Here is a 25,732-nt window from a genome sequence, read left to right as displayed (position 1 = left end):
CATGCAAGGCGCAATGATACGTCAGCAGCAACCCGTTACCGGCCGTAGCAAGCCGGTGCCGCGTGGTGCCAGCCGACTGGTGGCCGACGAGCCCGTATCGGCGCGCCTGCCGCGGCCCAGCCTGGGCGGCCTCAAGCGCCTGCTGTGGCCGGTGTTGCTGGTGGCCGCAGGCTTTGGCGCCTACGAGGGCGCCATTCGCCTGATGCCGTACGCCGACCGGCCGATCACCAAGATCGACGTGCAGGGCGACCTCAGTTACATCAGCCAACAGTCGGTGCAGCAGCGGATCGCGCCATACGTGGCAGCGAGCTTCTTCAGCGTCGACCTGCCAGCGATGCGAGCCGAGCTCGAGCAGATGCCATGGATCGCCCACGCCGAAGTACGCCGGGTTTGGCCGGACGAGGTGGTGATTCGCCTGGAAGAACAGTTGCCGGTCGCCCGCTGGGGGGAGGAAGCCTTGCTCAACAACCAGGGCCAGGCCTTCACCCCGCGCGAGCTGGCCAACTATGAGCATCTGCCGCAGTTGGCCGGGCCGCAGCGTGCCCAGCAGCAAGTCATGCAGCAGTATCAGGTATTGAGCCAGATGCTGCGCCCCCTGGGCTTTTCCATCGCTCGCCTGGAGCTGCGCGAGCGTGGCAGCTGGTTCCTGACCACCGGTGCGGGCAGCACCGGGCAGGGCGTCGAGCTGCTGCTGGGGCGCGATCATCTGGTGGAGAAAATGCGCCGTTTCATTGCCATTTACGACAAGACACTCAAAGAGCAGATCACCAACATTGCCCGCATTGATCTGCGTTATGCCAACGGACTTGCCGTTGGTTGGCGGGAACCGAACGCACCGACGACGGCCCAACCCGCCGTTGCGAAGAATTAGAGAGAGGCAGGACCATGGCAAACGCGCATAGCGGCAAAATGATCGTCGGGCTGGACATTGGCACCTCCAAGGTGGTGGCGCTGGTGGGTGAAGTTGGCGAAGACGGTACCCTGGAGATCGTCGGGATCGGTACCCACCCTTCTCGCGGCCTGAAGAAGGGCGTGGTGGTGAACATCGAATCCACCGTGCAGTCGATCCAGCGCGCAGTGGAAGAAGCACAGCTGATGGCTGGTTGCCGCATCCACTCGGCGTTCGTCGGTGTGGCCGGTAACCATATCCGCAGCTTGAACTCCCACGGCATCGTCGCCATCCGCGACCGCGAGGTCAGCCTTGCCGACCTCGAACGTGTGCTGGACGCTGCACAGGCCGTGGCCATTCCGGCTGACCAGCGCGTGCTGCACACCCTGCCGCAAGACTACGTGATCGACAACCAGGAAGGCGTGCGAGAGCCGCTGGGCATGTCGGGTGTGCGCCTGGAAGCCAAGGTTCACGTGGTCACCTGCGCGGTCAACGCGGCGCAGAACATCGAGAAATGCGTGCGCCGTTGTGGCCTGGAAATCGACGACATCATCCTCGAGCAACTGGCCTCGGCCTACTCGGTGCTGACCGACGATGAGAAAGAGCTCGGCGTGTGCCTGGTGGACATCGGTGGCGGCACCACCGACATCGCCATCTTCACCGAAGGTGCGATCCGCCATACGGCGGTCATCCCGATTGCCGGCGACCAGGTCACCAACGACATCGCCATGGCCCTGCGTACACCCACCCAGTACGCCGAAGAAATCAAGATCCGTTACGCCTGCGCCCTGGCCAAACTGGCCGGCGCCGGCGAGACCATCAAGGTGCCGAGCGTGGGCGACCGCCCACCGCGCGAACTGTCGCGCCAGGCCTTGGCTGAAGTCGTGGAGCCTCGTTACGACGAGCTTTTCACGCTGATCCAGGCCGAGCTGCGCCGCAGCGGCTACGAGGACCTGGTGCCGGCCGGCATCGTCCTCACCGGCGGCACCGCCAAGATGGAAGGCGCCGTAGAGCTGGCAGAAGAAATTTTCCACATGCCGGTACGCCTGGGCGTACCGCACAGCGTTCGGGGGCTGAGCGACGTGGTGCGCAACCCGATCTATTCCACCGGCGTGGGCTTGCTCGCGTACGGCCTGCAGAAGCAGTCCGAAGACCTGCCCCTGACCGGTAACAGCAGCAGCAACAGCTATGGCGATGAACCGAAGGCCCCAGTGCTTGAGCGCTTCAAGCGGTGGGTTCAGGGCAACTTCTAAGTTTCAAAGCAGTAGTGGTAGGCGCGACAACTAGAGAACTGAAAGGAGAGGGAAAATGTTCGAGCTCGTAGACAACGTCCCGCAAAGCCCGGTCATCAAAGTGATCGGTGTCGGCGGTGGCGGCGGCAACGCCGTCAACCACATGGTCAAGAGCAGCATCGAAGGTGTGGAGTTCATCTGCGCCAACACCGATGCTCAGGCGCTGAAAAACATCGGCGCGCGCACCATCCTGCAATTGGGTACCGGGGTCACCAAGGGCCTTGGTGCCGGTGCCAATCCGGAAGTCGGCCGTCAGGCTGCGCTGGAAGACCGTGAGCGCATCGCCGAGGTGCTGCAGGGCACCAACATGGTGTTCATCACCACCGGCATGGGCGGCGGTACCGGTACCGGTGCGGCGCCGATCATCGCCGAAGTGGCGAAGGAAATGGGCATTCTCACGGTTGCCGTGGTGACCCGTCCGTTCCCGTTCGAAGGTCGCAAACGTATGCAGATCGCCGATGAAGGCATCCGCATGCTGGCCGAGAGCGTCGACTCGCTGATCACCATTCCCAACGAGAAGCTGCTGACCATCCTGGGCAAGGATGCCAGCCTGCTGTCCGCCTTTGCCAAGGCTGACGATGTACTGGCCGGTGCCGTTCGCGGTATTTCCGACATCATCAAGCGCCCTGGCATGATCAACGTCGACTTCGCCGACGTGCGCACCGTGATGGGTGAGATGGGCATGGCGATGATGGGCACCGGTTGCGCCAGCGGCCCGAACCGCGCTCGCGAAGCCACCGAGGCGGCAATCCGCAACCCGCTGCTCGAAGACGTCAACCTGCAGGGCGCTCGCGGCATCCTGGTGAACATCACCGCAGGCCCTGACCTGTCGCTGGGCGAGTACTCCGATGTGGGTAGCATCATCGAAGCCTTCGCCTCCGACCACGCGATGGTCAAGGTCGGCACCGTGATCGACCCGGACATGCGCGATGAGCTGCACGTGACCGTGGTGGCCACTGGCCTGGGCGCGCGCATCGAGAAGCCGGTCAAGGTGGTCGACAACACCCTGCAGACCGCTCAGCAGGCGTACGAGGCCTCTAACCCGGCCCCTGTTCGTCAGGAGCAGCCAGCGGTCAACTACCGTGACCTGGAGCGTCCGACCGTGATGCGCAACCAGGCCCACGCAGGCGCTGCCGCAGCAGCTAAACTCAACCCTCAGGATGACCTGGATTACCTGGATATCCCGGCCTTCCTGCGTCGTCAGGCCGATTAATGGAATTTATCAGGGGTATAAGGGTGATTGGTGTTCAGCAAAGGCCGGGTCTGTTATCATCCTCAGCCTTTGTTGATACCTGTTCGCAATTTGCGCTGAAGCGGCCAATGCCATGATTAGACAACGCACCCTGAAGAATACCATCCGTGCCACAGGCGTCGGCCTGCACTCCGGGGAGAAGGTCTATCTGACCCTCAAGCCTGCGCCTGTCGATACCGGCATCGTCTTCCGTCGCGCCGACCTCGACCCTGTGGTCGAGATCCCGGCACGTGCGGCCAACGTCGGTGAGACCACCATGTCCACCACGTTGGTCAACGGTGACGTCAAGGTCGATACCGTCGAGCACCTGCTTTCCGCCATGGCGGGGTTGGGCATCGATAACGCCTACGTCGAGCTCTCCGCCTCGGAAGTTCCGATCATGGATGGCAGCGCCGGTCCCTTCGTATTCCTGATTCAGTCTGCCGGCCTGGAAGAACAGGACGCAGCCAAGAAGTTCATCCGCATCCTGCGTGAAGTGACAGTGGAGGAGGGCGACAAGCGCGCTACCTTCCTGCCTTTCGAGGGGTTCAAGGTGAGCTTCGAGATCGACTTCGATCACCCGGTCCTCAAGGGCCAGACCCAGAGCGCCGTCGTCGACTTCTCCAGCACCTCGTTCGTCAAGGAAGTCAGCCGCGCCCGCACCTTCGGTTTCATGCGTGACATCGAGTACCTGCGCAAGCACAACCTTGCGCTCGGTGGCAGTGTCGAGAACGCCATCGTCGTCGATGAGACCGGCGTACTTAACGAAGACGGCCTTCGCTCCGAAGACGAATTCGTCAAGCACAAGATCCTCGACGCCATCGGCGACCTGTACCTGCTGGGCAACAGCCTGATTGGCGAGTTCAAGGGCTACAAGTCCGGGCACGCGCTGAACAACCAGCTGCTGCGTAAGCTGATCAAGGAAACCGACGCCTGGGAAGTGGTCACTTTCGAAGATGCCAGTACGGCACCGATCTCTTATATGCGCCCTGTTGCGGCCGTGTAAGTTCGAACACTCTCTCTAGTGATTGAGGCCACCTTCGGGTGGCCTTTTTTATGTGCTGAGTTTCCCAGGCATCCTTGGGGGCGTCATGCGTCGTCGCTATCTGTGTCGTGGGCGCTCAGGACAGCATGCGTTTTCAGCAGGATGAAATCGATGTAACTGTGGTCCTGCGAGGTGAATTCCACGCGTGTGATTGGCTTGCCGCTGGGCGAGCGGAACCTCACCAGGAAGTGCTGGGGTGTGCTGTCACTCTCAAGGTTGATTGTTCTCAGCGGATCTGTCTCAGTCGAGGTGAAGAAACTTACTGACCCTGTGTAATGAATCAGGCTCCAGGCGAACGCCATGTACCCATATTCACCGTTCAGGTCCAGTGCTACTTTACTCTCGTCCGAGCTTTGGCCTTTGGAGAGTACAAGTGCCTTTCCTTCCGCTCTGTTTTCAACGGGTTGATTGACGATCTCAATGCCAGTTTTAGCTCCATTCTTGCTGCTCACATGGCGCAGCGTTAGGTGCGGAAGTACGAGTGATTGCCCGGGTAGAATAAGCTGTTCGCCTTCGGGCTGTTCTTCGAAATTGATGTGAAGTACGTGCGGATAAATGCGGATATCGTCGAAAGCGAAATGCACATGTGTATTGTCAGGTTCGAAGCTGCCAAGCGTCAGGGTATGAGTCGGGGCGGTAGCGCGGAAGTCGACAACGAAACGTTGCCAGTCGTGGTGGTTTTCAAGCGTTGAGCGGTGCTGGACAGTGTCGTCTATGTACCAGGTGAGGTGCGGGACGGGGTCCTTGGGGAACCGCTTGACACGCAGGCTGATGGAGTAGAGGTGTCCCGGGATCAGGCCGCTTATCGTCTTCTGGATCAGCAGCACGCCATCATGCTGGGGAAGCGGTGGAAGGTTCGCTGGCGAGTTATATTCAACATAGATATTGCTTTCATTTGCGGTGTTGAATGTGAGTGAGTGCTTGCTGCGAATGGCGTTCCAGCCGTTATATTCTTTTTCAGTGAACGTTGTGTGTTCGCTATAGTCAGTCGTGGGCAGGGTCATGGCGCAGTTCCTAGGTTGAGAGCGCTCAATAAACCATCTCGAAAATTTACCGGCTACTGGTAAAATTATCAGTCGCAAAATACCGTTTTTTTTGCGTGTTTTATGCTGAAGGCTTTGTGGCGCGTGAAGCATTGTTGGCCAAACGCTCCAGTGCCGCGCGCAACTTTTCGTCGGTAATGCCTTCGGCAGAACCGCGAATGCTCTGCGCGGCATTCACGGACAACTCCGTGGTATTTGTACCGCGTTTGGCCGGAACCAGCGGTGGCTGCACTTTGAACAGGATGCGCCTGAGGTTGCCGAACGCCTCCATGGCCTGCAATGCCGCCAGCAGGCGCTTCTGCTGATAGCGCAGGCGTGTGGCCCAGTGCCCGTCCGTCACCACCAGCAACAGTGTGCCATCGCGCCACGAAGCCACATGGCAGTGCTCGCGGGCAGCCGGTTGCAACTGGCTTTCCAGCAGGCGCTGCAGGTGCGCCAGACGTTCGGCCTGGTTCAGCAACAGGCGCAGCGGGCGCACCTGGCGCAGCAGTGCCGAAGGGGGCTGGGCGGGGGAGGGTTTGTAGGCCATTGGGCGTCGCATCGGGTTACAAGACCGGCAGTCTAACACCTCCACCGGCCTCCCTGCCGGCGCCCGGGCCATCGCACGCCGGCCGGACAAGAGTCATTCTCGATACGTTTCATGATGCTCCGGGTTGAACTCAGCGAAAATGCCCTTATCTTAGAAAACGCCCCGCCTAAGCGCTGTGCCAGCATCGTGGAAATCCACCACTTTCCTCACCATCGTTTCCGGGTAGAATGCTCGTTCGCATGCGGCCCAAGGGCTGCACGGGCGACTCATGGGGCCGCCCTCCATCCCTACGTGTGGAAGATCCTGCCGATATGTTTGCGCCTTTGTTAAAGAAACTTTTTGGAAGCAAGAACGAGCGTGAAGTGAAACGCATGCTCAAGACGGTGAACATCGTCAATGCCTTCGAAGAGAAAATGGTCGCCCTCTCCGATGAGCAACTGCGCGCCAAAACCGCAGAGTTCAAGGAGCGTCTGGCCAAGGGCGAGACACTGGACCAACTGCTGCCTGAAGCCTTCGCCGTGGCCCGTGAAGCCGGCAAGCGCGTGATGGGCATGCGCCACTTCGATGTTCAGCTGATCGGCGGCATGACCCTGCACGAGGGCATGATCGCAGAAATGCGTACCGGTGAAGGCAAGACCTTGGTCGGTACCCTGGCCGTTTACCTCAACGCCCTTTCCGGCAAAGGGGTGCACGTGGTCACGGTCAACGATTACCTGGCCCGCCGCGACGCCAACTGGATGCGCCCGTTGTATGAGTTCCTCGGCCTGTCGGTCGGCATCGTCTCGGCCTTCCAGCCGCCAGAGGAAAAACGCGCTGCCTATGCGTCCGATATCACCTACGGCACCAACAACGAATTCGGTTTCGACTACCTGCGCGACAACATGGCTTTCAGCCTGGACGAGAAATTCCAGCGTGAACTGAATTTCGCCGTGATCGACGAAGTCGACTCGATCCTCATCGATGAAGCCCGTACGCCGCTGATCATCTCCGGCCAGGCCGAAGACAGTTCCAAGCTGTACATCGAGATCAACCGCCTGATCCCGCGCCTGACCCAGCACATCGAAGAAGTCGAAGGCCAGGTCACCCAGGAAGGCCACTTCACCATCGACGAGAAAAGCCGCCAGGTCGAACTCAACGAAGCCGGTCACCAGTTCATCGAAGAGATGCTCACCCAGTCCGGCCTGCTGGCCGAAGGCGAGAGCCTCTATTCGTCGCACAACCTGGGCCTGCTGACTCATGTCTATGCCGGCCTGCGTGCGCACAAGCTGTTCCACCGCAACGTCGAGTACATCGTTCAGGACGGTCAGGTCCTGCTTATCGACGAGCACACCGGCCGGACCATGCCTGGCCGTCGCCTGTCCGAAGGCCTGCACCAGGCCATCGAGGCGAAAGAAAACCTGAACATCCAGGCCGAGAGCCAGACCCTGGCGTCGACCACCTTCCAGAACTATTTCCGCTTGTACACCAAGCTGTCCGGCATGACCGGTACCGCTGACACCGAAGCGTTCGAGTTCCAGTCGATCTACGGCCTGAATGTGATGGTGATCCCGCCGAACAAACCGCTGGCGCGTAAGGATTTCAACGACCTGGTGTACCTGACCGCGGACGAGAAGTACGCCGCGATCATCGCCGACATCAAGGAAAGCATGACCCAGGGCCGTCCGGTGCTGGTGGGTACTGCGACCATTGAAACCTCCGAGCACATGTCGAACCTGCTGAAGCAGGAAGGCATCGAGCACAAGGTCCTGAACGCCAAGTACCACGAAAAGGAAGCCGAGATCATCGCGCAAGCGGGGGCTCCGGGTGCACTGACCATCGCCACCAACATGGCCGGTCGTGGTACCGACATTCTGCTGGGGGGTAACTGGGAATCCGAAGTGGCTGCCCTGGAGAACCCAAGCCCCGAGCAGATCGCCCAGATCAAGGCCGACTGGCAGAAGCGGCACCAGCAGGTGATCGAGTCCGGTGGCCTGCACGTGATCGCCTCCGAACGCCACGAGTCGCGCCGTATCGACAACCAGCTGCGTGGCCGTTCCGGCCGTCAGGGCGACCCGGGTTCCAGCCGCTTCTACCTGTCGCTGGAAGACAGCCTGATGCGTATCTTCGCCTCCGATCGGGTGAAGAATTTCATGAAAGCACTGGGCATGCAGTCCGGTGAGGCCATCGAACACCGCATGGTCACCAACGCCATTGAAAAGGCGCAGCGCAAGGTCGAAGGCCGCAACTTCGATATTCGTAAGCAACTGCTCGAATACGATGACGTGGCCAACGAACAGCGCAAGGTGATCTACCACATGCGCAACAGCCTGCTGGCTGCCGAGAACATCGGTGACACCATCGCCGAGTTCCGCCAGGAAGTGCTCGATGCCACCATCAACCAGCACATCCCGCCGCAGTCGCTGCCCGAGCAGTGGGACGTGGCCGGCCTGGAGGCTTCGCTGGCCAGCGACTTCGCCATCAAGCTGCCGATCCAGCAGTGGCTCGACGAGGACGATCACCTCTACGAGGAGACCCTGCGCGAGAAGCTGTTGAAGGAAATCACCGACGCCTACAACGAGAAGGAAGATCAGGCCGGCATCGACGCCCTGCGTACCTTCGAGAAGCAGATCCTGTTGCGCGTGCTGGACGACCTGTGGAAAGACCACCTGTCGACCATGGACCACCTGCGCCACGGCATTCACCTGCGTGGTTACGCGCAGAAGAACCCGAAGCAGGAGTACAAGCGCGAATCCTTCACCCTGTTCCAGGAATTGCTCGAGTCGATCAAGCGCGACACTATCCGTGTGCTGTCACACGTTCAGGTACGCCGCGAAGACCCGGTCGAAGAAGAAGCCCGACTGCGCCGCGAAGCCGAAGAACTGGCCAGCCGCATGCAGTTCCAGCACGCCCCTGCGCCCGGCCTTGAGAGCGAGCAACTGAGCGAAGAAGGTGCCGAAGTGGCGGTCGCCGTGGCGCCGGTACGCAACGATCAGAAGCTGGGCCGCAACGAGCCGTGCTGGTGTGGCTCGGGCAAGAAGTTCAAGCATTGCCATGGTCAGATCGAGTGATCTGAACGGGCGTTTGTAAAAGCCGGGGGCCGCAGTGCGGCCCTTTCGCGACACAAGGCCGCTCTCACACATCGCGCTCGCCCACGGGTTGGCGCGGTCCCTGTAGGAGCGGCCTTGTGCCGCACATGGGGCGCGAAGCGGCCCTGCTCTTCCCTTATCACTTCACCGTTTTTCTAGGAGCGCTCTAATGGCTGTTGGTCTTGGTCCTTTGCCCACCCTGCATCCGGTTCCGGGTTTTGAACTCGGCATCGCTTCTGCCGGCATCAAGCGCCCAGGGCGCAAGGATGTGGTGGTCATGCGCTGCGCCGAGGGCTCCAGCGTGGCAGGCGTATTCACCCTCAACGCCTTCTGCGCAGCACCGGTGATCCTCGCCAAGCAACGTGTTCAGGGCACTGTGCGTTACCTGCTGACCAACACTGGCAACGCCAACGCAGGTACCGGTGCGCCGGGGCTGGCCGCCGCTGAGCGTACCTGCGCCAAGCTGGCGGAACTGGCCGGCGTGCCTGCCGAGTCGGTGTTGCCATTCTCCACCGGTGTGATCGGAGAGCCGCTCCCGGTCGAAAAGATCGAAGGTGCCCTGCAGGCCGCTTTGGACAACCTGTCGGAAAATAACTGGGCTGAAGCCGCCACGGGCATCATGACCACCGACACCCTGCCCAAGGGTGCCAGCCGTCAGTTCCAGCACGAAGGCGTGACCGTGACGGTCACCGGTATCAGCAAAGGCGCCGGCATGATCCGCCCGAACATGGCCACCATGCTCGGCTATATCGCCACCGACGCCAAAGTCGCCCCGGCCGTGCTCAAGGACCTGATGCTCGACGGCGCCAACAAGTCGTTCAACCGCATCACCATCGATGGCGACACCTCGACCAATGACTGCTGCATGCTGATCGCCACGGGCAAAGCGGGCCTGCCGGAAGTCACCGAGGCCAGCGGCGCGTTGTTCGACGCACTGAAGAAGGCGGTGTTCGAAGTGTGCATGGAAGTGGCACAGGCCATCGTCCGTGACGGCGAGGGCGCTACCAAGTTCGTGACCGTGCAGGTCAATGGCGGTGGCAACCATCAGGAATGCCTGGATGTCGGTTACGCCGTGGCTCACTCGCCGCTGATCAAGACCGCGCTGTTCGCCTCCGACCCGAACTGGGGCCGCATCCTCGCTGCCGTAGGACGCGCCGGTGTGCCTGCGCTGGATGTAAGCCTGATCGACGTGTACCTCGACACTGTGTGTATCGCCAGCAAAGGCGGCCGCAGCCCGAGTTATACCGAAGAGCAGGGCTCGGCGGTGATGGCCCAGGAAGAGATCACCATCCGTATCGAGCTGGGCCGTGGCCAGTGCAGCGAAACCATCTGGACCACCGACCTGTCCCACGAATACGTCAAGATCAACGCCGAATACCGTACCTGATCCAACGGCCTCATCGCCGGCGCGCCGCCTCCCACAGTCATTGCACTGAGCAGCAGGGAGCCGGCTAGCCGGCGACAGGCTGCACTGCAGCCTCAGGCCCACCGACATTGCCACATCATCGGAGCCGACCCATGAGCTATCACCTGATCATCGGCGACAAGCTGTATTCTTCCTGGTCGCTACGCGGCGCCCTGGCGCTTGAGCTGGCCGGCGTTCCCTATGAAGAGACCCTGATCAAACTCGACCAGCCCGACACCCGTCAGCGCCTTCTCGCATTTTCCTCCACCGGCAAGGTGCCGCTGCTCAAGACCGAGCACGGGGTGATCGCCGACTCCCTGGCCATCGCCGAATACCTCAACGAGCGCCACCCCGAGGCGCAGCTGTGGCCTGTCGATATTGCCGCCCGTGCCCAGGCCCGTTCGGCCTGCGCGCAGATGCACAGCGGTTTCTTCGCCCTGCGTGGCGCCATGCCGTTCGATCTTTCCCGGGACGAGGCGCTGGAAAACATCCCGCTGGATGTGCAGGTGGATATCGACCGTATCGTCGCGCTGTGGTCCGAATGCCGTCTGGTGGCCAAGGACAGTGGCCCGTTCCTGTTCGGCAAGCCGACCCTGGCCGATGCCTTCTTCGCTCCGGTTGCCGTGCGTCTGCGCGCTTACCGTGTAGAGGTGCCAGCGCAGGCTGCGAGCTATGTCGAAACCATTTACCAATGGCCAGCCTTCAAGGCCTGGCAGCAAGCAGGCCTGGCGGAGCGTGAAGGGTGAAACGGATTCATGTAGCAGCAGGTGTCATTCGCGGTACAGACGGCCGCATCCTCATTGCCCGACGCGCCGGCAGCCAGCATCAGGGCGGCCTGTGGGAATTCCCCGGCGGTAAGGTGGAGGAGGGCGAAAGCGTCGAAGCGGCGCTGGCTCGGGAGCTTCGCGAAGAGCTGGGAATCCAGGTGACCCGTTCTCGGGCGCTGATCAAGGTCAGCCACGACTACCCGGACAAGCAGGTATTGCTCGATGTCCGTGAGGTCGAAGCGTTCACCGGCGAACCCCATGGCGCTGAAGGCCAGCCGCTGGCCTGGGTGTCGCCAAGGGACTTGCCGCAGTATGAGTTCCCCGAGGCCAACAAGCCGATCGTGGCCGCCGCGCGCCTGCCCGATCAGTACTTGATCACCCCGGACGGCCTGGACGTGCCCGAGCTGCTCAAGGGGATACAGAAGGCAGTCGCCGCCGGTATCCGCCTGATCCAGTTGCGTGCGCCGGACATGTACGACCCCAAGTACCGCGATGTGGCGGTGGATGCAGTGGGGCTATGTGCGGGCAAGGCCCAGTTGATGCTCAAGGGGCCGCTGGAGTGGTTGGGCGACTTCCCCTCGGCTGGCTGGCACCTGACGGCTGCGCAACTGCGTAAATATGCCGCCAAGGGTCGGCCTTTCCCTAAAGAGCGTTGGCTGGCAGCGTCCTGCCACAGTGCTGAAGAGCTGGCGCTGGCTGAGCAGATGGGCGTGGATTTCGTCACGCTGTCGCCAGTGCAGGCGACGGAGACCCATCCTCAAGCCGCGCCGCTGGGGTGGGATGAGGCTCAGCGCTTGATTGCCGGCTTCGGCAAGCCGGTGTTCCTGCTCGGTGGTGTAGGGCCACAGGCGCGTGAGCAGGCCTGGGAAGCCGGGGCGCAAGGTGTTGCCGGGATTCGGGCCTTTTGGCCTGAGACCTGAACCGGCTATCGCAGGGGCTGCCACGCAGCCCCTTGCGGTTTCAGCCTGCTGGCTTTCGCGCAGCCTGCCACAACACTTCGGCAATGCCCTGCCGCCGCCCGATGATCCGCGCCGCCACGAACAGCAGATCGGAAAGGCGATTGATATACGCCAGCCCCACACCTTCCAGAGGCTCAACCGCATTCAATTGCTGGCAGCGTCGCTCCGCACTGCGCGCCAGGCTTCGGCAGACGTGCGCCTGGGCGACCAGCGCCGAGCCACTGGGCAGGATAAAGTTCGTCAGCGGTCCCAGCTCCTCGTTCCACTCATCGATGGCGGCCTCAAGCCGTTGCACCTCGGCCTCGTTCAATGCCTTGTAACTGGGCATCGCCAACTCGCCGCCGAGGTCGAACAGGCGATGCTGGCAAGGCGCCAGAACCTCGCTGACCTCATCCAGGCCTTGTTCTGCCAAACCGGCCAGCAACAGCCCAAGCTGGCTGTTGAGGCTGTCCACCTCGCCGATGGCCTCGATTCGCGGATGGTCCTTGGGCACTCTGCGCCCATCGCCCAGGCCGGTTTCACCTGTGTCGCCGGTGCGGGTGTAGATTTTCGACAGGCGATAGCCCATGTCATGTCTCCGTCTGGTTCGGGGCCGCCGCAGAGGGCTGACCGAGGGGCAGGCGCAGGGTGAAGCAAGTGCCCTGGCCGGGCGTGGAATGCACTTCCATCTGCCCCTTGTGGTTATTGGTGATGATGAAGTAGGAAACCGACAACCCGAGCCCGGTGCCCTGGCCGATTTCCTTGGTGGTGAAGAACGGCTCGAAGGTGCGCTTGCGGACTGCTTCGGGCATGCCGACGCCGTTGTCCTCGACCTGGATCTCGGCCCACGGGGGGCTGAGCCGGGTGCGCAAGGTGATCCTTCCTGGCTCGCAGGGTTGAGGCCGTTGGTGAATGGCTTGGGCGGCATTCTTCAGCAGGTTGAGCAGCACTTGCTCCAGCTCGTTGGCGGTGCACGGCACCGGCCCTAGGTTGGGGTCGAACTGACGGACAATGGCCTGGCCTTTGAAATCGAAACCGATGGCCAGGTCGAAGTCGTTACCGGCGATTTCAACGGCCTGGTCGATCAATGCCGGCAGGTCACAGGGTGCCAGTTGGCGGTTGCTGCGGCGGCTGAAACTGAGCATATGGGTGACGATCTTGGCCGCCCGGGCGCCGGCCTGCTGAATGCCGTCCAGCAGTTGCGGCACTTCGCGGCTCTCCAGGTAGCGATTGACGCTGGGCAGGTCGATGCCCAGCTCGTCGGCTTGCTCCTGGTTGCGTGGCAGCTCCGGTGACAATCGCCTGCGGATGTTCTGCACGTTATGCAGGATCGCCCCCAGGGGGTTGTTGATTTCGTGCGCCATGCCGGCCGCCAGGCCGCCGACCGAAAGCATCTTTTCAGATTGCACCATCATCTCCTCCAGCGACAGGCGCTGGGTGATGTCGTCGATGCGGATGACCACGCCGCGACCGCCGCCACCCATCAGTGGATAGAAGGTCAGGGCGTAGTGGCGCAAGTCATCGCCTTTGGCCCAGGTCACCCGCTCGATCTTGGCGACACGGTGTTTTTCCACGGTTTCCTTGAGCTGCGGCAGGAACGGCTTGAGCGGCTCGAAAGCGATGAAGATCGGCTGATTCAGCGCTTCGTCCAGCGGCGTGCCGGAGAGCACCGTGGCCTCGTGATTCCACTGGGTGACATAGAGCTGCTCGTCGAGGGCGATCAGCGCCGAAGGCATGGAGTCGATAATGCTGTTGAGATAATTCTGAAAGCCGGTGAGTTTTTTCTCGATCTTGCTGCGCACCTGGACTTCCAGTTCCAGCTTGCGGTTGGTATGGCGGGTTTCCTCGGCCAGGCCCTGGGCCTGGTCGTAAGCGTCCTGGAATTCGTCGCGGGTGCGCTTGAGTTGCTGCTCGCGCGCCTCGATGCGCGACAGCATGGTGTTGAAGGCATCGGCGAGGCTGCCGATCTCATCGTCGTTGCCCCGTTTGGCGCGCAGCGCGTAGCTTTCTTCGCGGGTAACCTGGCGGCTGAGTTCTTCGAGCTGATTGATCGGCTGCGTGATCAGGCGCTTGATCTGCCGGGCGATGACCAGCCATAACAGAATGCTGAATACCAGGATCGCCAGGCTGGCACTCAGAGTGCCCGTATAGAACGCGGTGGGCAGTTCGCTGCTGGCTACCAGCAGCAGGTGTGCAGGCGGGCGGGCATCACGGGGGATACGGATCAGTTCGGTGCTGCGAAATTCCATCAAGCGCCAGCTGTCGATGTTTCGATAACGCTTGGGCAGGGCAAGCGGGTCGCCATGTTGCAACTGGGCCAGCATGCGACCATCGCCACCATAGACCGCCGCAGCGCGCAGCGGCGTATAGCTGTCCAGCTCTTTGAGCAGTGCCGTGGCAGCGTCCGGGGATTCGCCGGCACGTGCAGCCAACTGAGGGTTGGCGACCAGGCGGCCGATGGTCTGCAACGCTTGCGGCGCCATGCTCTCCTGGGTGATCCAGTAGGCGGCGCTGATGAATGTCAGGTTGGCCACCAGCAGGATGGTCACCAGCAGCACCAGCAGGGCGGCCAGCAGCTTCTGCCCGACCGGGAGGTTTTCCAGGCGTTGGCGCAAGGTCATGGGCTAGGCAATGTCCGTATCCGGTTGAAAGGGCGCGTCAGGCGCTTGGCAAGCCACGTGCACGCAGGTTATCGACCAGTCTCTGGTGCAGGCGTTCCAGCCGAGGCAGCACCATGCCATGGCGCGTGGCTGCGCGGCAGGCGTGGCCAAGCAGGTAGTGCACCTCGGTACGCCGGCCAGCACGCACATCCTGATACATGGAAGAGTAGTTGGCTGACGTGGCGAGAATCACCCGATGGACTTCTTCGCCCAGGTCATCGGCAGCTTGGGGCTGGCCACAGCGGCCCAGCAGCTCGCCCAGTTCTGCTATCAGCCCATCGATTTCGCCAAGATGCCCCAGCAGCCCGCCGTTCTGGCAGTCATGCAGTACGGTCAGGGGGTTTATCGCGCAATTGAGCGCAAGTTTGCGCCACAGGCGGGTCAGTATGTCCACGGTCCATTGAGCCGGGATGCCGGCGTCGTGGAGCTCGTCGAACCACTCCGGCGCGGCGGGGTTGGCCGGGTCGCCCAGCCAGTTGAAACCGTGGCCGGCGAAACGTACCCGCCAGTCGTCCTCGCGGAACGCACCCTCGGTGCTGGAGGCGAAGATGCAGCGGGCCAGCGGTACCTGATCGGCGACTTCGTCCTGGCTGCCCAGGCCGTTCTGCAGCAGCACGATTTCAGCGCCAGCGGCCAGGCGCGGGGCCAGCTGTGCGATGGCAGGTGCTGCGTCGTAGGCCTTGCACGCCACCAGCAGGCGGTGCACCGGCCCGTTGGAAGCGGCGGTTTCGGCAGGGATCGCGTAATGGTTGGGGTGGTCCTGTTCGACCAGGGTCAAGCCGCCAGCCTGTTCATAGGCCTGCAACCGCTGACGATCGCGCAGAATCAGGCGCACCGCCTTGCCGGCCCGTGCCAGCCGGCAAGCCCAGAGGGTGCCGAGGCTTCCGGCGCCGAGAATATGCCAGGTGCTGCTCATCTGCGTTTCGCAACCCGTTATAATAAGCCCGCATTTTAACCTTCAAACCCCGACGCGCTCCATCTTCAGACTGAGCGCGCTTTTATTTTATGGAGAACAACCATGCCTTCGTTCGACGTGGTATCGGAACTGGACAAGCACGAAGTGCAGAACGCTGTGGAAAACGCCATCAAGGAGCTCGACCGTCGTTACGACCTCAAAGGCAAGGGCAGCTTCGAGTTCAAGGACAAGGAACAGACCGTGCTGCTGACTGCCGAGGCTCAGTTCCAGCTCGAGGCGATGATCGAAATCCTGCGCCTGGCGCTGGTCAAGCGCAAGATCGACGTCAAATGCCTGGAAGTCAAAGACGCCTACGCCTCGGGCAAGGAAATGAAGCAGGAAGCCACGTTCCGCGAAGGCATCGACAAAGAGCTGGCCAAGAAAATCGTCGCCCACATCAAGGATGCCAAGCTCAAGGTCCAGGCTGCCATCCAGGGTGAGCAGGTGCGGGTGACCGGCAAGAAGCGGGATGACCTGCAGGAAGCCATCGCTGCCTTGCGTGCCAAAGAGTTCGACATGCCGCTGCAGTTCAACAACTTCCGCGACTGATCCTGGTGTCACCAGGAACCCCGATGGCGCAATGATGTCCATGGGGGCCATGGCCGCTGATAGTGTGGTGGCCGGTTTTACGTGTACGTGCCGTTCGGTACCAGGAGATGAACATGGATTTGAACGCTGAAGTCGACCAGCTGGTCCGCCAGTCGCAGACCTGGATCCCTTTGATCATGGAATACGGCAGCCGTGTGCTGCTGGCACTGCTGACCCTGGCGGTCGGCTGGTGGATCGTCAACAAGGTCAGCGCCCGCCTGGGCAAACTGGTGGGGCTGCGTAACGCCGACCTGGCGCTGCAGGGCTTCATCAGCACCTTGGCCAACATCGTGCTGAAAGTGCTGCTGGTGGTCAGCGTGGCGTCGATGATCGGCATCGAAACCACCTCCTTCGTCGCTGCCATCGGTGCCGCCGGCCTGGCCATCGGCCTGGCCTTGCAAGGCAGCCTGGCGAACTTCGCCGGCGGCGTGCTGATCCTGATGTTCCGCCCGTTCCGCATCGGCGACTGGATCGAGGCGCAGGGCGTGGCGGGAACGGTAGACAGCATTCAGATCTTCCACACCGTGTTGCGCACCGGTGACAACAAGACAGTGATCATGCCTAACGGCAGCCTGTCCAACGGCATCATCACCAACACCAACCGTCAGCCGACCCGCAAGGTGGTGTTCGACGTGGGTGTGGATTACGAGGCCGACCTGCAGGTGGCGCGCAACGTCCTGCTCGAGCTTGCGCAGGACCCTCGCGTGTTGGCTGACCCTGCGCCGCAGGCCGTGGTGTCGACCCTGGGTGACAGCTCGATCACCGTTTCGCTGCGCCTGTGGACCAAGACCAGCGATTACTGGGATGTGATGTTCATGCTCAATGAACATGCGCGTGATCGCCTGAAGGCTGAAGGCATCGACATTCCGTTCCCGCAGCGGGTGATTCGAGTGGTCCAGGAGCCAGCCGTGCAGTAACGCTCCGGGTTCTGACAGGGGGGCCGCCGTGCGGCCCAATCGCCGGCGAGCCGGCTCTCACAGGTAATGCACTGCGCCGGATGTTTGCAGTGAGCCTGTGGGGGCCGGCTAGCCGGCGATTGGGGCGCGCAGCGGCCCCTTGTCGTTACACTTGTTCACAGCCAAGCCGCGTCATTTCTGGCATATAGCCTAGCCCCACCTGCCTTTGCACCGATACTCACCATGAAACCATTGCTGTACATCACCCCTCTCAGAGCCCTGTTGTTCGGCCTGACCCTGGCCCTGTTCGAACTGCTGACCTACCTTGCTAGCGACGCTGTCATGCCGGCCATGCCGGTGGTGGTCGACCACCTGAACGCCAGCCCCGAATACATCCCCCACGCATTGAACCTGTACCTGCTCGGTGGTGTGGTATTGCAGTGGCTGATCGGCCCGCTGGCCGACCGTTATGGTCGTCGTCCACTGCTGCTGGCCGGTTGCGCGCTGTTTGGTGCCGCTTGCCTGGCCACCTATTGGGTGCAGGACATTGGCCTTTTCAACCTGCTGCGGCTATTGCAGGGCATCGGCCTGGGCTTTGTGGTGACGGTCAGCTACCCGGCCCTGAACGAAGCGTTCAGCGAGGCCGATGCGGTGCGGATGATGGCGTTGCTGGCCAATATTGCCTTGCTGTCGCCACTGCTCGGCCCGCTGGTGGGTACCTTGATTTTGCAATGGCTGGACTGGCGCTGGCTGTTCGTGGCGTTCGCCGCCGGTGCGGTGTTGGTGTGGGGGCTGCTGTACCGCTTGATGCCCGAGACCTTGGGTGTGGAGCGGCGCGACGGCTCCCGCCTGCCGTTCACGCCGATCCACCTGCTGCCGCTACTGGCGGGCTATGGCCAGTTGCTCGCCAACCGGCGTTTCGTCGCTGGCAGCGCGGCGTTGGGCCTGGTGGGCCTGCCGCTGATCGGCTGGATCGGCCTCTCTCCCGTGTTGCTTATTCACGACGAGGGGCTCAGCACCATGGAATACGCCCTGTGGCAGTTGCCGGTATTCGGTGGGCTGATCCTGGGTAACCTGATCATCAACCGCATCGCTGACCGCTATCCGCTGCCGGCGCTGGTGCGCGGCGCGCTGTGGCCGTACCTGGCAGGTTTGGGCCTGATGGTGCTAGCCACCTGGTACTGGCCCAGCGTGACCAGCGTGGTGGCGGGCATGTCGCTGTATGCGCTGGGCCTGGGCGTGGCCAATGCGGTGCTGTACCGCATGACGCTGTTCTCCAGCGATCAGAGCAAAGGTTTGGTGTCTGCGATGCTGGGGATGATCACCATTGCCTTGTTGGGCCTGGGCGGGGCGCTCATGGCCATGATCGGGGCGGGGGCGAGCTTGATGCACTTCGCACTGGCGGCAGGGGTAGCGGGGGCGCTGGCGCTCTGGCCTTTGTGGTCTGTGGTAGGTGGCCGGCCTGATGAGGGTGCTGTCGCTCAGTAGCGATAGCAGTGGCCCCATTGCCGGCAAGCCGGCGATGGGGCTGGTAACGTCCGCGAGTGTCCCTCAGGGCTGTTCGGTTGCCGAGTTATCCACCGGTGCCTGTTTCCCGCGGCCCGCTTCCTGTCGCCATTGCAAGGCGATCAGGATCAGGGTCGGTACACCCAGCAGGGCGGTGATCAGGAAGAAGTCGTGATAACCGAACTTCTCGACGATCACCCCCGAATAGCCGCCGATCAGGCGTGGCAACAACAGCATGATCGAGCTGAGCAGGGCATATTGCGTGGCCGAGAACTTCAGGTTGGTCAGGCTCGACAGGTAGGCGACGAACGCCGATGTCGCCAGGCCCGAGCTGAAGTTGTCCAGGGAAATGGTCACCACCAGCATTTGCAGGTTCGGCCCCATATCGGCCAGCATCAGGAACAGGATGTTGGTCGCCGCCGAAGCCGCACCGCCGATGAACAGGATCGGCAGGATGCCGAAGCGCACGATCAGCAGCCCACCTGCGCCTGCGCCCACCAAGGTCATGATCAGGCCGAAGATCTTGCTGACGCTGGCAATCTGGTCCTTGGTGAAGCCCATGTCGATGTAAAACACGTTGGCCATGACGCCCATCACCGTGTCCGACATCCGGTAGGTGGCGATCAGCCCCAGCAGCAGAAGGGCCTGCCAGCGGTAACGGGTGATGAAATCATTGACTGGCGTCAGCACTGGCGCCAGGCCGCGACGGCCCATGCCCGACAGGCACGCCCAGCTCAGCAGTACGTAGAGGATAAGGCGCAGGAAAGCGCGGTCTTCGAGCAGCAGGTCCAGTGGTGTGGCATCGCCGAAGATGACGCTGGCCCAATCGGTGTTGAACAGCTGGGTGAAGCTTGCCGGCACCGATACCAACAGGATGATCAGCACGAACACCGAAGCCAGTTGGTGGATAAGCCCGTAGCGCGCTGCCGACAACTGGGTGCGCAGGGGCACGGGAGGTTCGCGCATTACCAGCGTGGTGAACAGCGCAGGCAGCATCATCACACCGAACAGGACGTAAGTGCCGGCCCAGGCCTTGTGCAGGTAGCTGAAGCCCGTGGAACCGAACCATTCGGCAAAGAACAGGGCGCCAGCGGTGGCCAGCAGCGCAGCGATCCGGTAACCAGCCATATAGCTTGCGGCCAGGGCGGCCTGACGTTGATCGTCGGCAATCTCCAGGCGGTAGGCGTCGACGGCGATGTCCTGGGTGGCAGACGCGAACGCGACCAGCACGGCCAGAGCGATCAGCCACGACAGGTGCTGTTGCGGGTCACACAGGCTCATGCCCACCAGGCCGATCACCACCAGTGCCTGTGACAGCAACAGCCACGAGCGCCGCCGACCCAGCCCACCGAGCAGCGGCAGCCGCCACTGATCGAGCAGCGGGGACCATACCCATTTGAAGGCATAGGCCAGGCCGATCAGGCTGGCGTAGCCAATGGTTTCGCGCGCCACGCCAGCTTCGCGCAGCCACACCGACAGGGTCGAAAACACCAGCATGTAGGGCAGACCGGCAGCGAAGCCGAGCAGCAGAAGCACCAGGGTTGACGGGCTGGCATAGGCAGCGAGCGCAGCGCGCCAGGTTTTACGGGGCATGGGCCAACATCTGCCTCAAGTTTGCGAAAACAAAACGCGCACTCTAACCGCTGTGCTCCATCGGGCGCCAGCCATGGCGCATCATATCCACACGATTATTGGCTACATTCACGCCCTCCGCACGCAGCCGCGCCCTTTGTTCGTCACCCGATGGCGTGCCCAGCGCCAGGCTCAGACGGCCGCCGGCACCCAGCACTCGGTGCCACGGCAGGCGGGTGTCCGCAGGAAGCTGGCCAAGGGTCCTGCCAACCCAACGCGCCGCTCGGCCAAGCCCTGCCAATTCGGCGAGCTGACCGTAGCTGACCACCTTGCCGGCAGGCACCTGCCCCAGTACCGAATAAAGCGCCGTTCGTCGGGCCTCGGGTGTTTCCAGCGCGTGCTCATATCCCTCAGACATCCCGGCAGCCCTGGCCTGAAGTGAAACCGGACCAATGGCCACGGTAAATGCGTATTGAACTCAACGCCATGGTGGTGGGTCTTTCCTTGCTCTGGTCGTCCGCATCCGGATAATGCCCGGCTCATTCGTCTAATCGAACCTGTATTTCGCTTATGCATTCTAGATCCTTGCTGTGCCTGCTGACCGTTTCCTTGTGCGCTTCTTCTGCGTTCGCCGACACCGTGTGGATGAAGAACGGTGACCGCTTGAGCGGCAAGATTCGCGTTTTTGACGGTGGCAAGTTGTTGCTGGAGACCCCGTACGGTGGCTCTATCTCGCTGGACTGGAAACAGGTTCAGACCTTGGAGAGCGACCAGGAGTTGCTGGTCAAGCAGGATGCCTACAACGGGGAACGGGCCAAGTCGTTGAAGGCCGCTGAACCGGGCAAGGTGACCCTGGCCAATGGTGACGCGCCCAAGACTGTCGAGCTTGCCAGCATCGAGCAGATCATGAAGCCCAAGCCTGTGGTCGAGGACTTGGTCTGGAAAGGCAATGTCGATGCCGCGCTGGACTATAAACGCGCGGAGAACGATACCGATGACTATGACATCGGCTTCAAGACCACGGCCCGCCATGGCCGTTGGCGGCACAACGCTGAAGGCGAGTACAACCGCGAGACCAAGGATGAGGTCACCACGACCAACAACTGGAGCGCGGAGTACGCGCTCGATCGCTTTATCACCGAGAAGTGGTTCTGGCAGGGCCGTCTTGAGTACAAGCGTGATCACATCGAGGATCTGGCGCGCCAGCGCACCGTGGGTACCGGCCCCGGTTACCAGTTCTGGGATGACGAACTGGGCGCGTTCTCCCTCGGCTCTTTGATCAACCGCACCGACTTCGAATACCAGGATGGCAGCAAGGACAACTTCTATGCGGCAGCGGTGAAGTGGGACTACACCCGTTATCTGATCGGCAAGAATGTCCAGCTGTTCACCAACGGTGAGTTCGCCAAGCCTCTGGGTGGCGTAGCTGACTATTCGCTCGATGCGGAGGTGGGGCTGCGCTACAAAGTGACCGAATGGGCCTCGCTCAACCTCAAGGCTGAAAAGGACATCATCACTGGCACGCGTGAGAGTGACCTGGACAAGACGCGCTACACCGCAGGCTTTGGCGTGACCTGGTAAGCGCAGCTTCAAGCTTCAAGCTGCAAGCTCCAAGCGAAAGCAGATGGCATGACACCTCGCTCCCGCTTTTTCTTGCAGCTTGCAGCTTGAAGCTTGAAGCTTAAGGGCCCCTAGCCCCCTGCCGAGGAGTAAGACGTGAGTCAAAAGGCCATCCGCCCCGCCCGGGAACTGCTGCTCAAGGAGTACCGCGGTGTACTCTCGACCCATTCCAAGTCCATGCCTGGCTTCCCTTTCGGCTCTGTGGTGCCCTACTGCCTGGATGCCGAGGGCAACCCGCTGATCCTCATCAGCCGCATCGCCCAGCACACCCACAACCTGCAGAAAGACCCAAAGTGCTCCTTGCTGGTGGGGGAGCGAGAGGCTGAGGACGTGCAGGCCGTGGGCCGCCTGACCATCATGGCCGAGGCGCACAAACTGCTGGACGAAGCGGCCGTCGACGCCGCTGCCGAACGCTACTACCGTTACTTCCCCGAAGCCGCCAACTACCACAAGGCGCACGACTTCGACTTCTGGGTGCTGCAGCCGGTGCGTCATCGGTACATAGGTGGCTTCGGCGCGATCCACTGGCTCGACCAAGTGACGCTGGCCAATCCCTTCGCCGGCAAGGCCGAGGCCAGCATGATCGAGCACATGAACAGCGACCATGCCAACGCCATCGCCCACTACGTAGAATTGAGCGATTTGCCGCGCAGCGCGCCAGCGCAGTTGGTCGGCATCGACAGTGAAGGCATGCACCTGCGTATCGGCCAAGGTATCCACTGGCTGGCTTTTCCAAGCAATTGCAATACGCCGACACAAGTTCGCGAGGCCTTGGTTTTACTGGCGCGCGCCGACCAATGGCCGGCCCCGGCAGAAATCGAAGCTTGAAAAACCGAGCGCACGCATCCATCTGATGGTCTTAAAGGAAGATAGTCTTCCGTCGAGGAATCCTTGATGCGTGCTTTTCTACTGCTGTTTCTGCTTTTCCCTGTGCTGGAGTTGTTCGTCTTCGTCAAGGTCAGCGCAGCCATCGGTTTCTTCCCGGCGCTGCTGCTGATCATCGCAGGCTCCGCCCTGGGTGTGCTGGTCATGCGTGTGGCCGGCCTGGCCACTGCCTTGCGTGCCCGTGAAAGCCTGCAACGTGGCGAACTGCCTGCCGAGGACATGTTCCAGGGCCTGATGCTGGCGGTGGGCGGTGGCCTGCTGCTGCTCCCGGGCTTCATCAGTGACGTGCTGGGCCTGCTCTGCCTGTTGCCCTTCACCCGCCACTTTGCTGCGCGCAAGATGCGTCAGCGTGCCGAGGCCCAGGCCATGCGTCAGCGGGCGTTTCAGGATGACCCCTTTCAGGCACAGCCGCGCGACAGCGGCCACCGGCCCAATGTGATCGAAGGCGAGTACGAACGTCGCGACAAATAGACATCCCTGGGGCCGCTTTGCGGCCCCAGGCATTTCTGCTCGTTGAAAAAATTTCTGCAGCAAGCCTTGTAATTGATCCTGCCGGCCTCATGTATGTGGTCACCGCAAGGTTTCTGGTGGCAACACCGGACAATACACAGGTGGTTCGCCCGTCGCGGGCCACCCCGGCAACGCCGGACCGCATCAACCCGCCGGTGTCGACACCGGCCGATGAAAACCACAAATTGGGAGAGATCGACAATGAAGCTTCGTCCTCTGCATGACCGCGTAGTCATCCGTCGCAGCGAAGAAGAATCGAAAACCGCTGGCGGTATCGTCCTGCCGGGTTCGGCCGCTGAAAAACCAAACCGTGGCGAAGTTGTCGCCGTCGGCACCGGTCGCATCCTGGACAACGGCGAAGTACGTGCGCTGGCCGTCAAAGTGGGTGACAAAGTGGTTTTCGGCCCTTACTCGGGCAGCAACACCGTGAAAGTCGATGGCGAAGACCTGCTGGTAATGAGCGAGAACGAAATCCTCGCCGTTGTCGAAGGCTGATTTACCCGACTTCCCGTTACTCCAAAGAATTTCAAGGATTAAACGATCATGGCTGCTAAAGACGTAAAATTCGGCGATTCCGCCCGCAAAAAAATGCTCGTTGGTGTCAACGTTCTGGCTGACGCGGTAAAAGCGACCCTGGGCCCGAAAGGCCGCAACGTCGTCCTGGCCAAGAGCTTCGGCGCGCCGACCATCACCAAGGACGGCGTTTCCGTCGCCAAAGAGATCGAGCTCAAAGACGCTTTCGAGAACATGGGCGCCCAGCTGGTCAAGGAAGTCGCTTCCAAGGCCAACGATGCTGCCGGTGACGGCACCACCACTGCGACCGTTCTGGCTCAGGCCATCGTCAACGAAGGCCTGAAGGCCGTCGCTGCCGGCATGAATCCGATGGACCTCAAGCGCGGTATCGACAAGGCTACCGCTGCAGTCGTCGCCGAGCTGAAAAACCTGTCCAAGCCATGCGCCGACTCCAAGGCCATCGCTCAGGTAGGCACCATCTCCGCCAACTCCGACAACTCCATCGGTGAAATCATCGCCGAAGCCATGGAAAAAGTCGGCAAAGAAGGCGTGATCACCGTTGAAGAAGGCTCGGGCCTGGAAAACGAACTGTCCGTCGTAGAAGGCATGCAGTTCGACCGCGGCTACCTGTCGCCTTACTTCGTCAACAAGCCAGACACCATGGTTGCCGAGCTGGAAAGCCCGCTGCTGCTGCTGGTCGACAAGAAGATCTCCAACATCCGTGAGCTGCTGCCAGTGCTGGAAGCCGTTGCCAAGGCCGGCCGCCCACTGCTGATCGTTGCTGAAGACGTCGAAGGCGAAGCCCTGGCTACCCTGGTCGTCAACAACATGCGCGGTATCGTCAAGGTTGCCGCAGTCAAGGCACCTGGCTTCGGCGACCGCCGTAAGGCCATGCTGCAGGACATCGCCGTCCTGACCGGCGGCCAGGTCATTTCCGAAGAAATCGGCCTGACCCTGGAAACCACCACCCTGGAGCACCTGGGTAACGCCAAGCGCGTCATCCTGTCCAAGGAAAACACCACCATCATCGACGGTGCTGGCGTTGACGGCGACATCGAAGCACGCGTCAAGCAGATCCGTGCCCAGATCGAGGAAACGTCTTCGGACTACGACCGTGAGAAGCTGCAAGAGCGTCTGGCCAAGCTGGCTGGCGGTGTTGCCGTGATCAAGGTCGGTGCTGGCACCGAAGTTGAAATGAAAGAGAAGAAAGCCCGCGTTGAAGACGCCCTGCACGCTACCCGTGCAGCCGTCGAAGAAGGCGTGGTGCCTGGCGGTGGTGTTGCCCTGGTTCGCGCCCTGGCTGCCATTGTCGACCTCAAAGGCGACAACGAAGACCAGAACGTCGGTATCGCTCTGCTGCGTCGCGCTGTTGAAGCGCCGCTGCGCCAGATCACTGCCAACGCCGGCGACGAGCCAAGCGTTGTGGCCGACAAGGTCAAGCAAGGTTCGGGTAACTACGGCTACAACGCTGCTACCGGCGAATACGGCGACATGATCGAGATGGGTATCCTTGACCCAGCCAAGGTCACCCGTTCGGCCCTGCAAGCAGCTGCTTCGATCGGCGGTCTGATGATCACCACCGAAGCCATGGTTGCCGACCTGCCGGAAGACAAGCCAGCTGGCGGCATGCCAGACATGGGCGGCATGGGCGGTATGGGCGGCATGATGTAAGCCAGCCTTACCCCTGTAACAGGAAAAGCCCCGGTTCGTGAGAATCGGGGCTTTTTCGTTGTGCGCCAGGCATGGCGCGTTGCGCGTCAGCGCAACCCGCTTGGCTGTGGTGGCCGAGTGGGTGACTTGGAGGTGAAAGTCCTCTACACACC

The 25,732-nt window shown here is 61.7% G+C and carries 23 protein-coding genes; 16 read left to right on the top strand and 7 right to left on the bottom strand.

What is annotated here, in order from left to right:
• Position 1 precedes the first annotated feature (1 nt).
• The 4 genes from ACIPZH_RS14990 to lpxC all read left to right on the top strand — a co-directional run bounded on the left by ACIPZH_RS14990 (position 2) and on the right by lpxC (position 4,418).
• On the top strand, positions 2–871 hold the full coding sequence (locus tag ACIPZH_RS14990; protein WP_241804720.1) for a cell division protein FtsQ/DivIB: 870 nt from the start codon (positions 2–4) through the stop codon (positions 869–871).
• Positions 872–885: 14 nt separating this feature from the next.
• Positions 886–2,142: a cell division protein FtsA gene (ftsA, locus tag ACIPZH_RS14985; RefSeq protein WP_012312872.1), complete on the top strand. Its 1,257-nt coding sequence runs from the start codon at positions 886–888 to the stop codon at positions 2,140–2,142.
• A gap of 55 nt (positions 2,143–2,197) precedes the next feature.
• Positions 2,198–3,394 carry a cell division protein FtsZ gene (gene ftsZ, locus ACIPZH_RS14980; protein WP_003251871.1) on the top strand — a complete coding sequence of 399 codons (1,197 nt, stop codon included), beginning with the start codon at positions 2,198–2,200 and terminating at the stop codon, positions 3,392–3,394.
• 112 nt (positions 3,395–3,506) lie between these two features.
• Complete coding sequence (gene lpxC, locus ACIPZH_RS14975) at positions 3,507–4,418, top strand: UDP-3-O-acyl-N-acetylglucosamine deacetylase (protein WP_400627624.1); 912 nt, start codon at positions 3,507–3,509, stop codon at positions 4,416–4,418.
• An 83-nt stretch (positions 4,419–4,501) separates the two neighbouring features.
• Here lpxC and ACIPZH_RS14970 read toward each other — a convergent pair whose 3' ends face one another.
• Together ACIPZH_RS14970 and ACIPZH_RS14965 are read right to left on the bottom strand one after the other, a co-directional pair.
• Positions 4,502–5,461, bottom strand: a complete 960-nt coding sequence (locus ACIPZH_RS14970) for a hypothetical protein (RefSeq protein ID WP_400636708.1) — start codon at positions 5,459–5,461, stop codon at positions 4,502–4,504.
• 100 nt (positions 5,462–5,561) lie between these two features.
• Complete coding sequence (locus ACIPZH_RS14965) at positions 5,562–6,029, bottom strand: DUF721 domain-containing protein (RefSeq protein ID WP_400636706.1); 468 nt, start codon at positions 6,027–6,029, stop codon at positions 5,562–5,564.
• Positions 6,030–6,340: 311 nt separating this feature from the next.
• Here ACIPZH_RS14965 and secA point away from each other — a divergent pair, with 311 nt between their 5' ends.
• The 4 genes from secA to ACIPZH_RS14945 all read left to right on the top strand — a co-directional run bounded on the left by secA (position 6,341) and on the right by ACIPZH_RS14945 (position 12,186).
• A complete protein-coding gene (gene secA, locus ACIPZH_RS14960; protein ID WP_241804724.1) occupies positions 6,341–9,076 on the top strand; it encodes a preprotein translocase subunit SecA in 2,736 nt (911 codons plus the stop codon).
• A 187-nt stretch (positions 9,077–9,263) separates the two neighbouring features.
• Complete coding sequence (argJ, locus tag ACIPZH_RS14955) at positions 9,264–10,481, top strand: bifunctional glutamate N-acetyltransferase/amino-acid acetyltransferase ArgJ (RefSeq protein ID WP_400627630.1); 1,218 nt, start codon at positions 9,264–9,266, stop codon at positions 10,479–10,481.
• Between the two features lie 131 nt (positions 10,482–10,612).
• A complete protein-coding gene (locus tag ACIPZH_RS14950) occupies positions 10,613–11,245 on the top strand; it encodes a glutathione S-transferase family protein (RefSeq protein WP_400636705.1) in 633 nt (210 codons plus the stop codon).
• Positions 11,242–12,186, top strand: coding sequence for a Nudix family hydrolase (locus ACIPZH_RS14945; protein WP_400636704.1), 945 nt, complete (start codon positions 11,242–11,244; stop codon positions 12,184–12,186). Before ACIPZH_RS14950 ends, ACIPZH_RS14945 begins: the two co-directional genes overlap by 4 nt.
• A gap of 40 nt (positions 12,187–12,226) precedes the next feature.
• Here the strand turns inward: ACIPZH_RS14945 and ACIPZH_RS14940 are convergent, their stop codons facing one another.
• From ACIPZH_RS14940 to ACIPZH_RS14930, 3 genes are read right to left on the bottom strand one after another with little or no spacing between them, the layout of a single operon-like run.
• Complete coding sequence (locus ACIPZH_RS14940) at positions 12,227–12,793, bottom strand: cob(I)yrinic acid a,c-diamide adenosyltransferase (RefSeq protein ID WP_400627636.1); 567 nt, start codon at positions 12,791–12,793, stop codon at positions 12,227–12,229.
• Between the two features lies 1 nt (position 12,794).
• Positions 12,795–14,825, bottom strand: a complete 2,031-nt coding sequence (locus ACIPZH_RS14935) for an ATP-binding protein (RefSeq protein ID WP_400627638.1) — start codon at positions 14,823–14,825, stop codon at positions 12,795–12,797.
• Positions 14,826–14,862: 37 nt separating this feature from the next.
• A complete protein-coding gene (locus ACIPZH_RS14930; protein ID WP_400636702.1) occupies positions 14,863–15,780 on the bottom strand; it encodes a putative 2-dehydropantoate 2-reductase in 918 nt (305 codons plus the stop codon).
• Between the two features lie 102 nt (positions 15,781–15,882).
• Between ACIPZH_RS14930 and ACIPZH_RS14925 the strand changes: the two genes are divergently transcribed.
• The 3 genes from ACIPZH_RS14925 to ACIPZH_RS14915 all read left to right on the top strand — a co-directional run bounded on the left by ACIPZH_RS14925 (position 15,883) and on the right by ACIPZH_RS14915 (position 18,791).
• Positions 15,883–16,368, top strand: a complete 486-nt coding sequence (locus tag ACIPZH_RS14925) for a YajQ family cyclic di-GMP-binding protein (RefSeq protein ID WP_241804731.1) — start codon at positions 15,883–15,885, stop codon at positions 16,366–16,368.
• A 113-nt stretch (positions 16,369–16,481) separates the two neighbouring features.
• Complete coding sequence (locus ACIPZH_RS14920; RefSeq protein ID WP_400627642.1) at positions 16,482–17,324, top strand: mechanosensitive ion channel family protein; 843 nt, start codon at positions 16,482–16,484, stop codon at positions 17,322–17,324.
• Positions 17,325–17,546: 222 nt separating this feature from the next.
• Positions 17,547–18,791 (top strand): MFS transporter, encoded by a 1,245-nt coding sequence (locus ACIPZH_RS14915; protein WP_400636700.1) that lies wholly within the window; start codon positions 17,547–17,549, stop codon positions 18,789–18,791.
• Positions 18,792–18,854: 63 nt separating this feature from the next.
• Here the strand turns inward: ACIPZH_RS14915 and ACIPZH_RS14910 are convergent, their stop codons facing one another.
• Both ACIPZH_RS14910 and ACIPZH_RS14905 read right to left on the bottom strand, forming a co-directional pair.
• On the bottom strand, positions 18,855–20,402 hold the full coding sequence (locus ACIPZH_RS14910; RefSeq protein ID WP_400627646.1) for an AmpG family muropeptide MFS transporter: 1,548 nt from the start codon (positions 20,400–20,402) through the stop codon (positions 18,855–18,857).
• A gap of 43 nt (positions 20,403–20,445) precedes the next feature.
• Positions 20,446–20,799 (bottom strand): MGMT family protein, encoded by a 354-nt coding sequence (locus ACIPZH_RS14905; RefSeq protein WP_241804735.1) that lies wholly within the window; start codon positions 20,797–20,799, stop codon positions 20,446–20,448.
• A gap of 152 nt (positions 20,800–20,951) precedes the next feature.
• Between ACIPZH_RS14905 and ACIPZH_RS14900 the strand changes: the two genes are divergently transcribed.
• The 5 genes from ACIPZH_RS14900 to groL all read left to right on the top strand — a co-directional run bounded on the left by ACIPZH_RS14900 (position 20,952) and on the right by groL (position 25,580).
• Entirely contained in the window at positions 20,952–21,962 is a 1,011-nt protein-coding gene (locus ACIPZH_RS14900) for a DUF481 domain-containing protein (RefSeq protein ID WP_267821185.1), read from the top strand.
• Positions 21,963–22,097: 135 nt separating this feature from the next.
• A complete protein-coding gene (locus ACIPZH_RS14895; RefSeq protein WP_400636699.1) occupies positions 22,098–22,829 on the top strand; it encodes a HugZ family protein in 732 nt (243 codons plus the stop codon).
• A 66-nt stretch (positions 22,830–22,895) separates the two neighbouring features.
• Complete coding sequence (locus tag ACIPZH_RS14890) at positions 22,896–23,357, top strand: FxsA family protein (protein ID WP_241804738.1); 462 nt, start codon at positions 22,896–22,898, stop codon at positions 23,355–23,357.
• A 240-nt stretch (positions 23,358–23,597) separates the two neighbouring features.
• Positions 23,598–23,891 carry a co-chaperone GroES gene (locus tag ACIPZH_RS14885; protein WP_009395550.1) on the top strand — a complete coding sequence of 98 codons (294 nt, stop codon included), beginning with the start codon at positions 23,598–23,600 and terminating at the stop codon, positions 23,889–23,891.
• A 48-nt stretch (positions 23,892–23,939) separates the two neighbouring features.
• Positions 23,940–25,580 (top strand): chaperonin GroEL, encoded by a 1,641-nt coding sequence (groL, locus tag ACIPZH_RS14880; RefSeq protein WP_241804739.1) that lies wholly within the window; start codon positions 23,940–23,942, stop codon positions 25,578–25,580.
• The last annotated feature ends 152 nt before the right edge of the window (positions 25,581–25,732 follow it).

Source organism: Pseudomonas sp. NPDC089758 (assembly GCF_044748705.1).
Classification (GTDB): domain Bacteria; phylum Pseudomonadota; class Gammaproteobacteria; order Pseudomonadales; family Pseudomonadaceae; genus Aquipseudomonas; species Aquipseudomonas putida_X.
Note: the sequence above shows the minus strand (reverse complement) of the source record. Positions and strands in the feature narration are given on the sequence as shown.

Coding starts and splice junctions, on each gene's coding strand:
- ACIPZH_RS14990 (WP_241804720.1), top strand. CDS start 2: ATGCAAGGCGCAATGATACGTCAGCAGCAACCCGTTACCGGCCGTAGC.
- ftsA (WP_012312872.1), top strand. CDS start 886: ATGGCAAACGCGCATAGCGGCAAAATGATCGTCGGGCTGGACATTGGC.
- ftsZ (WP_003251871.1), top strand. CDS start 2,198: ATGTTCGAGCTCGTAGACAACGTCCCGCAAAGCCCGGTCATCAAAGTG.
- lpxC (WP_400627624.1), top strand. CDS start 3,507: ATGATTAGACAACGCACCCTGAAGAATACCATCCGTGCCACAGGCGTC.
- ACIPZH_RS14970 (WP_400636708.1), bottom strand. CDS start 5,461: ATGACCCTGCCCACGACTGACTATAGCGAACACACAACGTTCACTGAA.
- ACIPZH_RS14965 (WP_400636706.1), bottom strand. CDS start 6,029: ATGGCCTACAAACCCTCCCCCGCCCAGCCCCCTTCGGCACTGCTGCGC.
- secA (WP_241804724.1), top strand. CDS start 6,341: ATGTTTGCGCCTTTGTTAAAGAAACTTTTTGGAAGCAAGAACGAGCGT.
- argJ (WP_400627630.1), top strand. CDS start 9,264: ATGGCTGTTGGTCTTGGTCCTTTGCCCACCCTGCATCCGGTTCCGGGT.
- ACIPZH_RS14950 (WP_400636705.1), top strand. CDS start 10,613: ATGAGCTATCACCTGATCATCGGCGACAAGCTGTATTCTTCCTGGTCG.
- ACIPZH_RS14940 (WP_400627636.1), bottom strand. CDS start 12,793: ATGGGCTATCGCCTGTCGAAAATCTACACCCGCACCGGCGACACAGGT.
- ACIPZH_RS14935 (WP_400627638.1), bottom strand. CDS start 14,825: ATGACCTTGCGCCAACGCCTGGAAAACCTCCCGGTCGGGCAGAAGCTG.
- ACIPZH_RS14930 (WP_400636702.1), bottom strand. CDS start 15,780: ATGAGCAGCACCTGGCATATTCTCGGCGCCGGAAGCCTCGGCACCCTC.
- ACIPZH_RS14925 (WP_241804731.1), top strand. CDS start 15,883: ATGCCTTCGTTCGACGTGGTATCGGAACTGGACAAGCACGAAGTGCAG.
- ACIPZH_RS14920 (WP_400627642.1), top strand. CDS start 16,482: ATGGATTTGAACGCTGAAGTCGACCAGCTGGTCCGCCAGTCGCAGACC.
- ACIPZH_RS14915 (WP_400636700.1), top strand. CDS start 17,547: ATGAAACCATTGCTGTACATCACCCCTCTCAGAGCCCTGTTGTTCGGC.
- ACIPZH_RS14910 (WP_400627646.1), bottom strand. CDS start 20,402: ATGCCCCGTAAAACCTGGCGCGCTGCGCTCGCTGCCTATGCCAGCCCG.
- ACIPZH_RS14905 (WP_241804735.1), bottom strand. CDS start 20,799: ATGTCTGAGGGATATGAGCACGCGCTGGAAACACCCGAGGCCCGACGA.
- ACIPZH_RS14900 (WP_267821185.1), top strand. CDS start 20,952: ATGCATTCTAGATCCTTGCTGTGCCTGCTGACCGTTTCCTTGTGCGCT.
- ACIPZH_RS14890 (WP_241804738.1), top strand. CDS start 22,896: ATGCGTGCTTTTCTACTGCTGTTTCTGCTTTTCCCTGTGCTGGAGTTG.
- ACIPZH_RS14885 (WP_009395550.1), top strand. CDS start 23,598: ATGAAGCTTCGTCCTCTGCATGACCGCGTAGTCATCCGTCGCAGCGAA.
- groL (WP_241804739.1), top strand. CDS start 23,940: ATGGCTGCTAAAGACGTAAAATTCGGCGATTCCGCCCGCAAAAAAATG.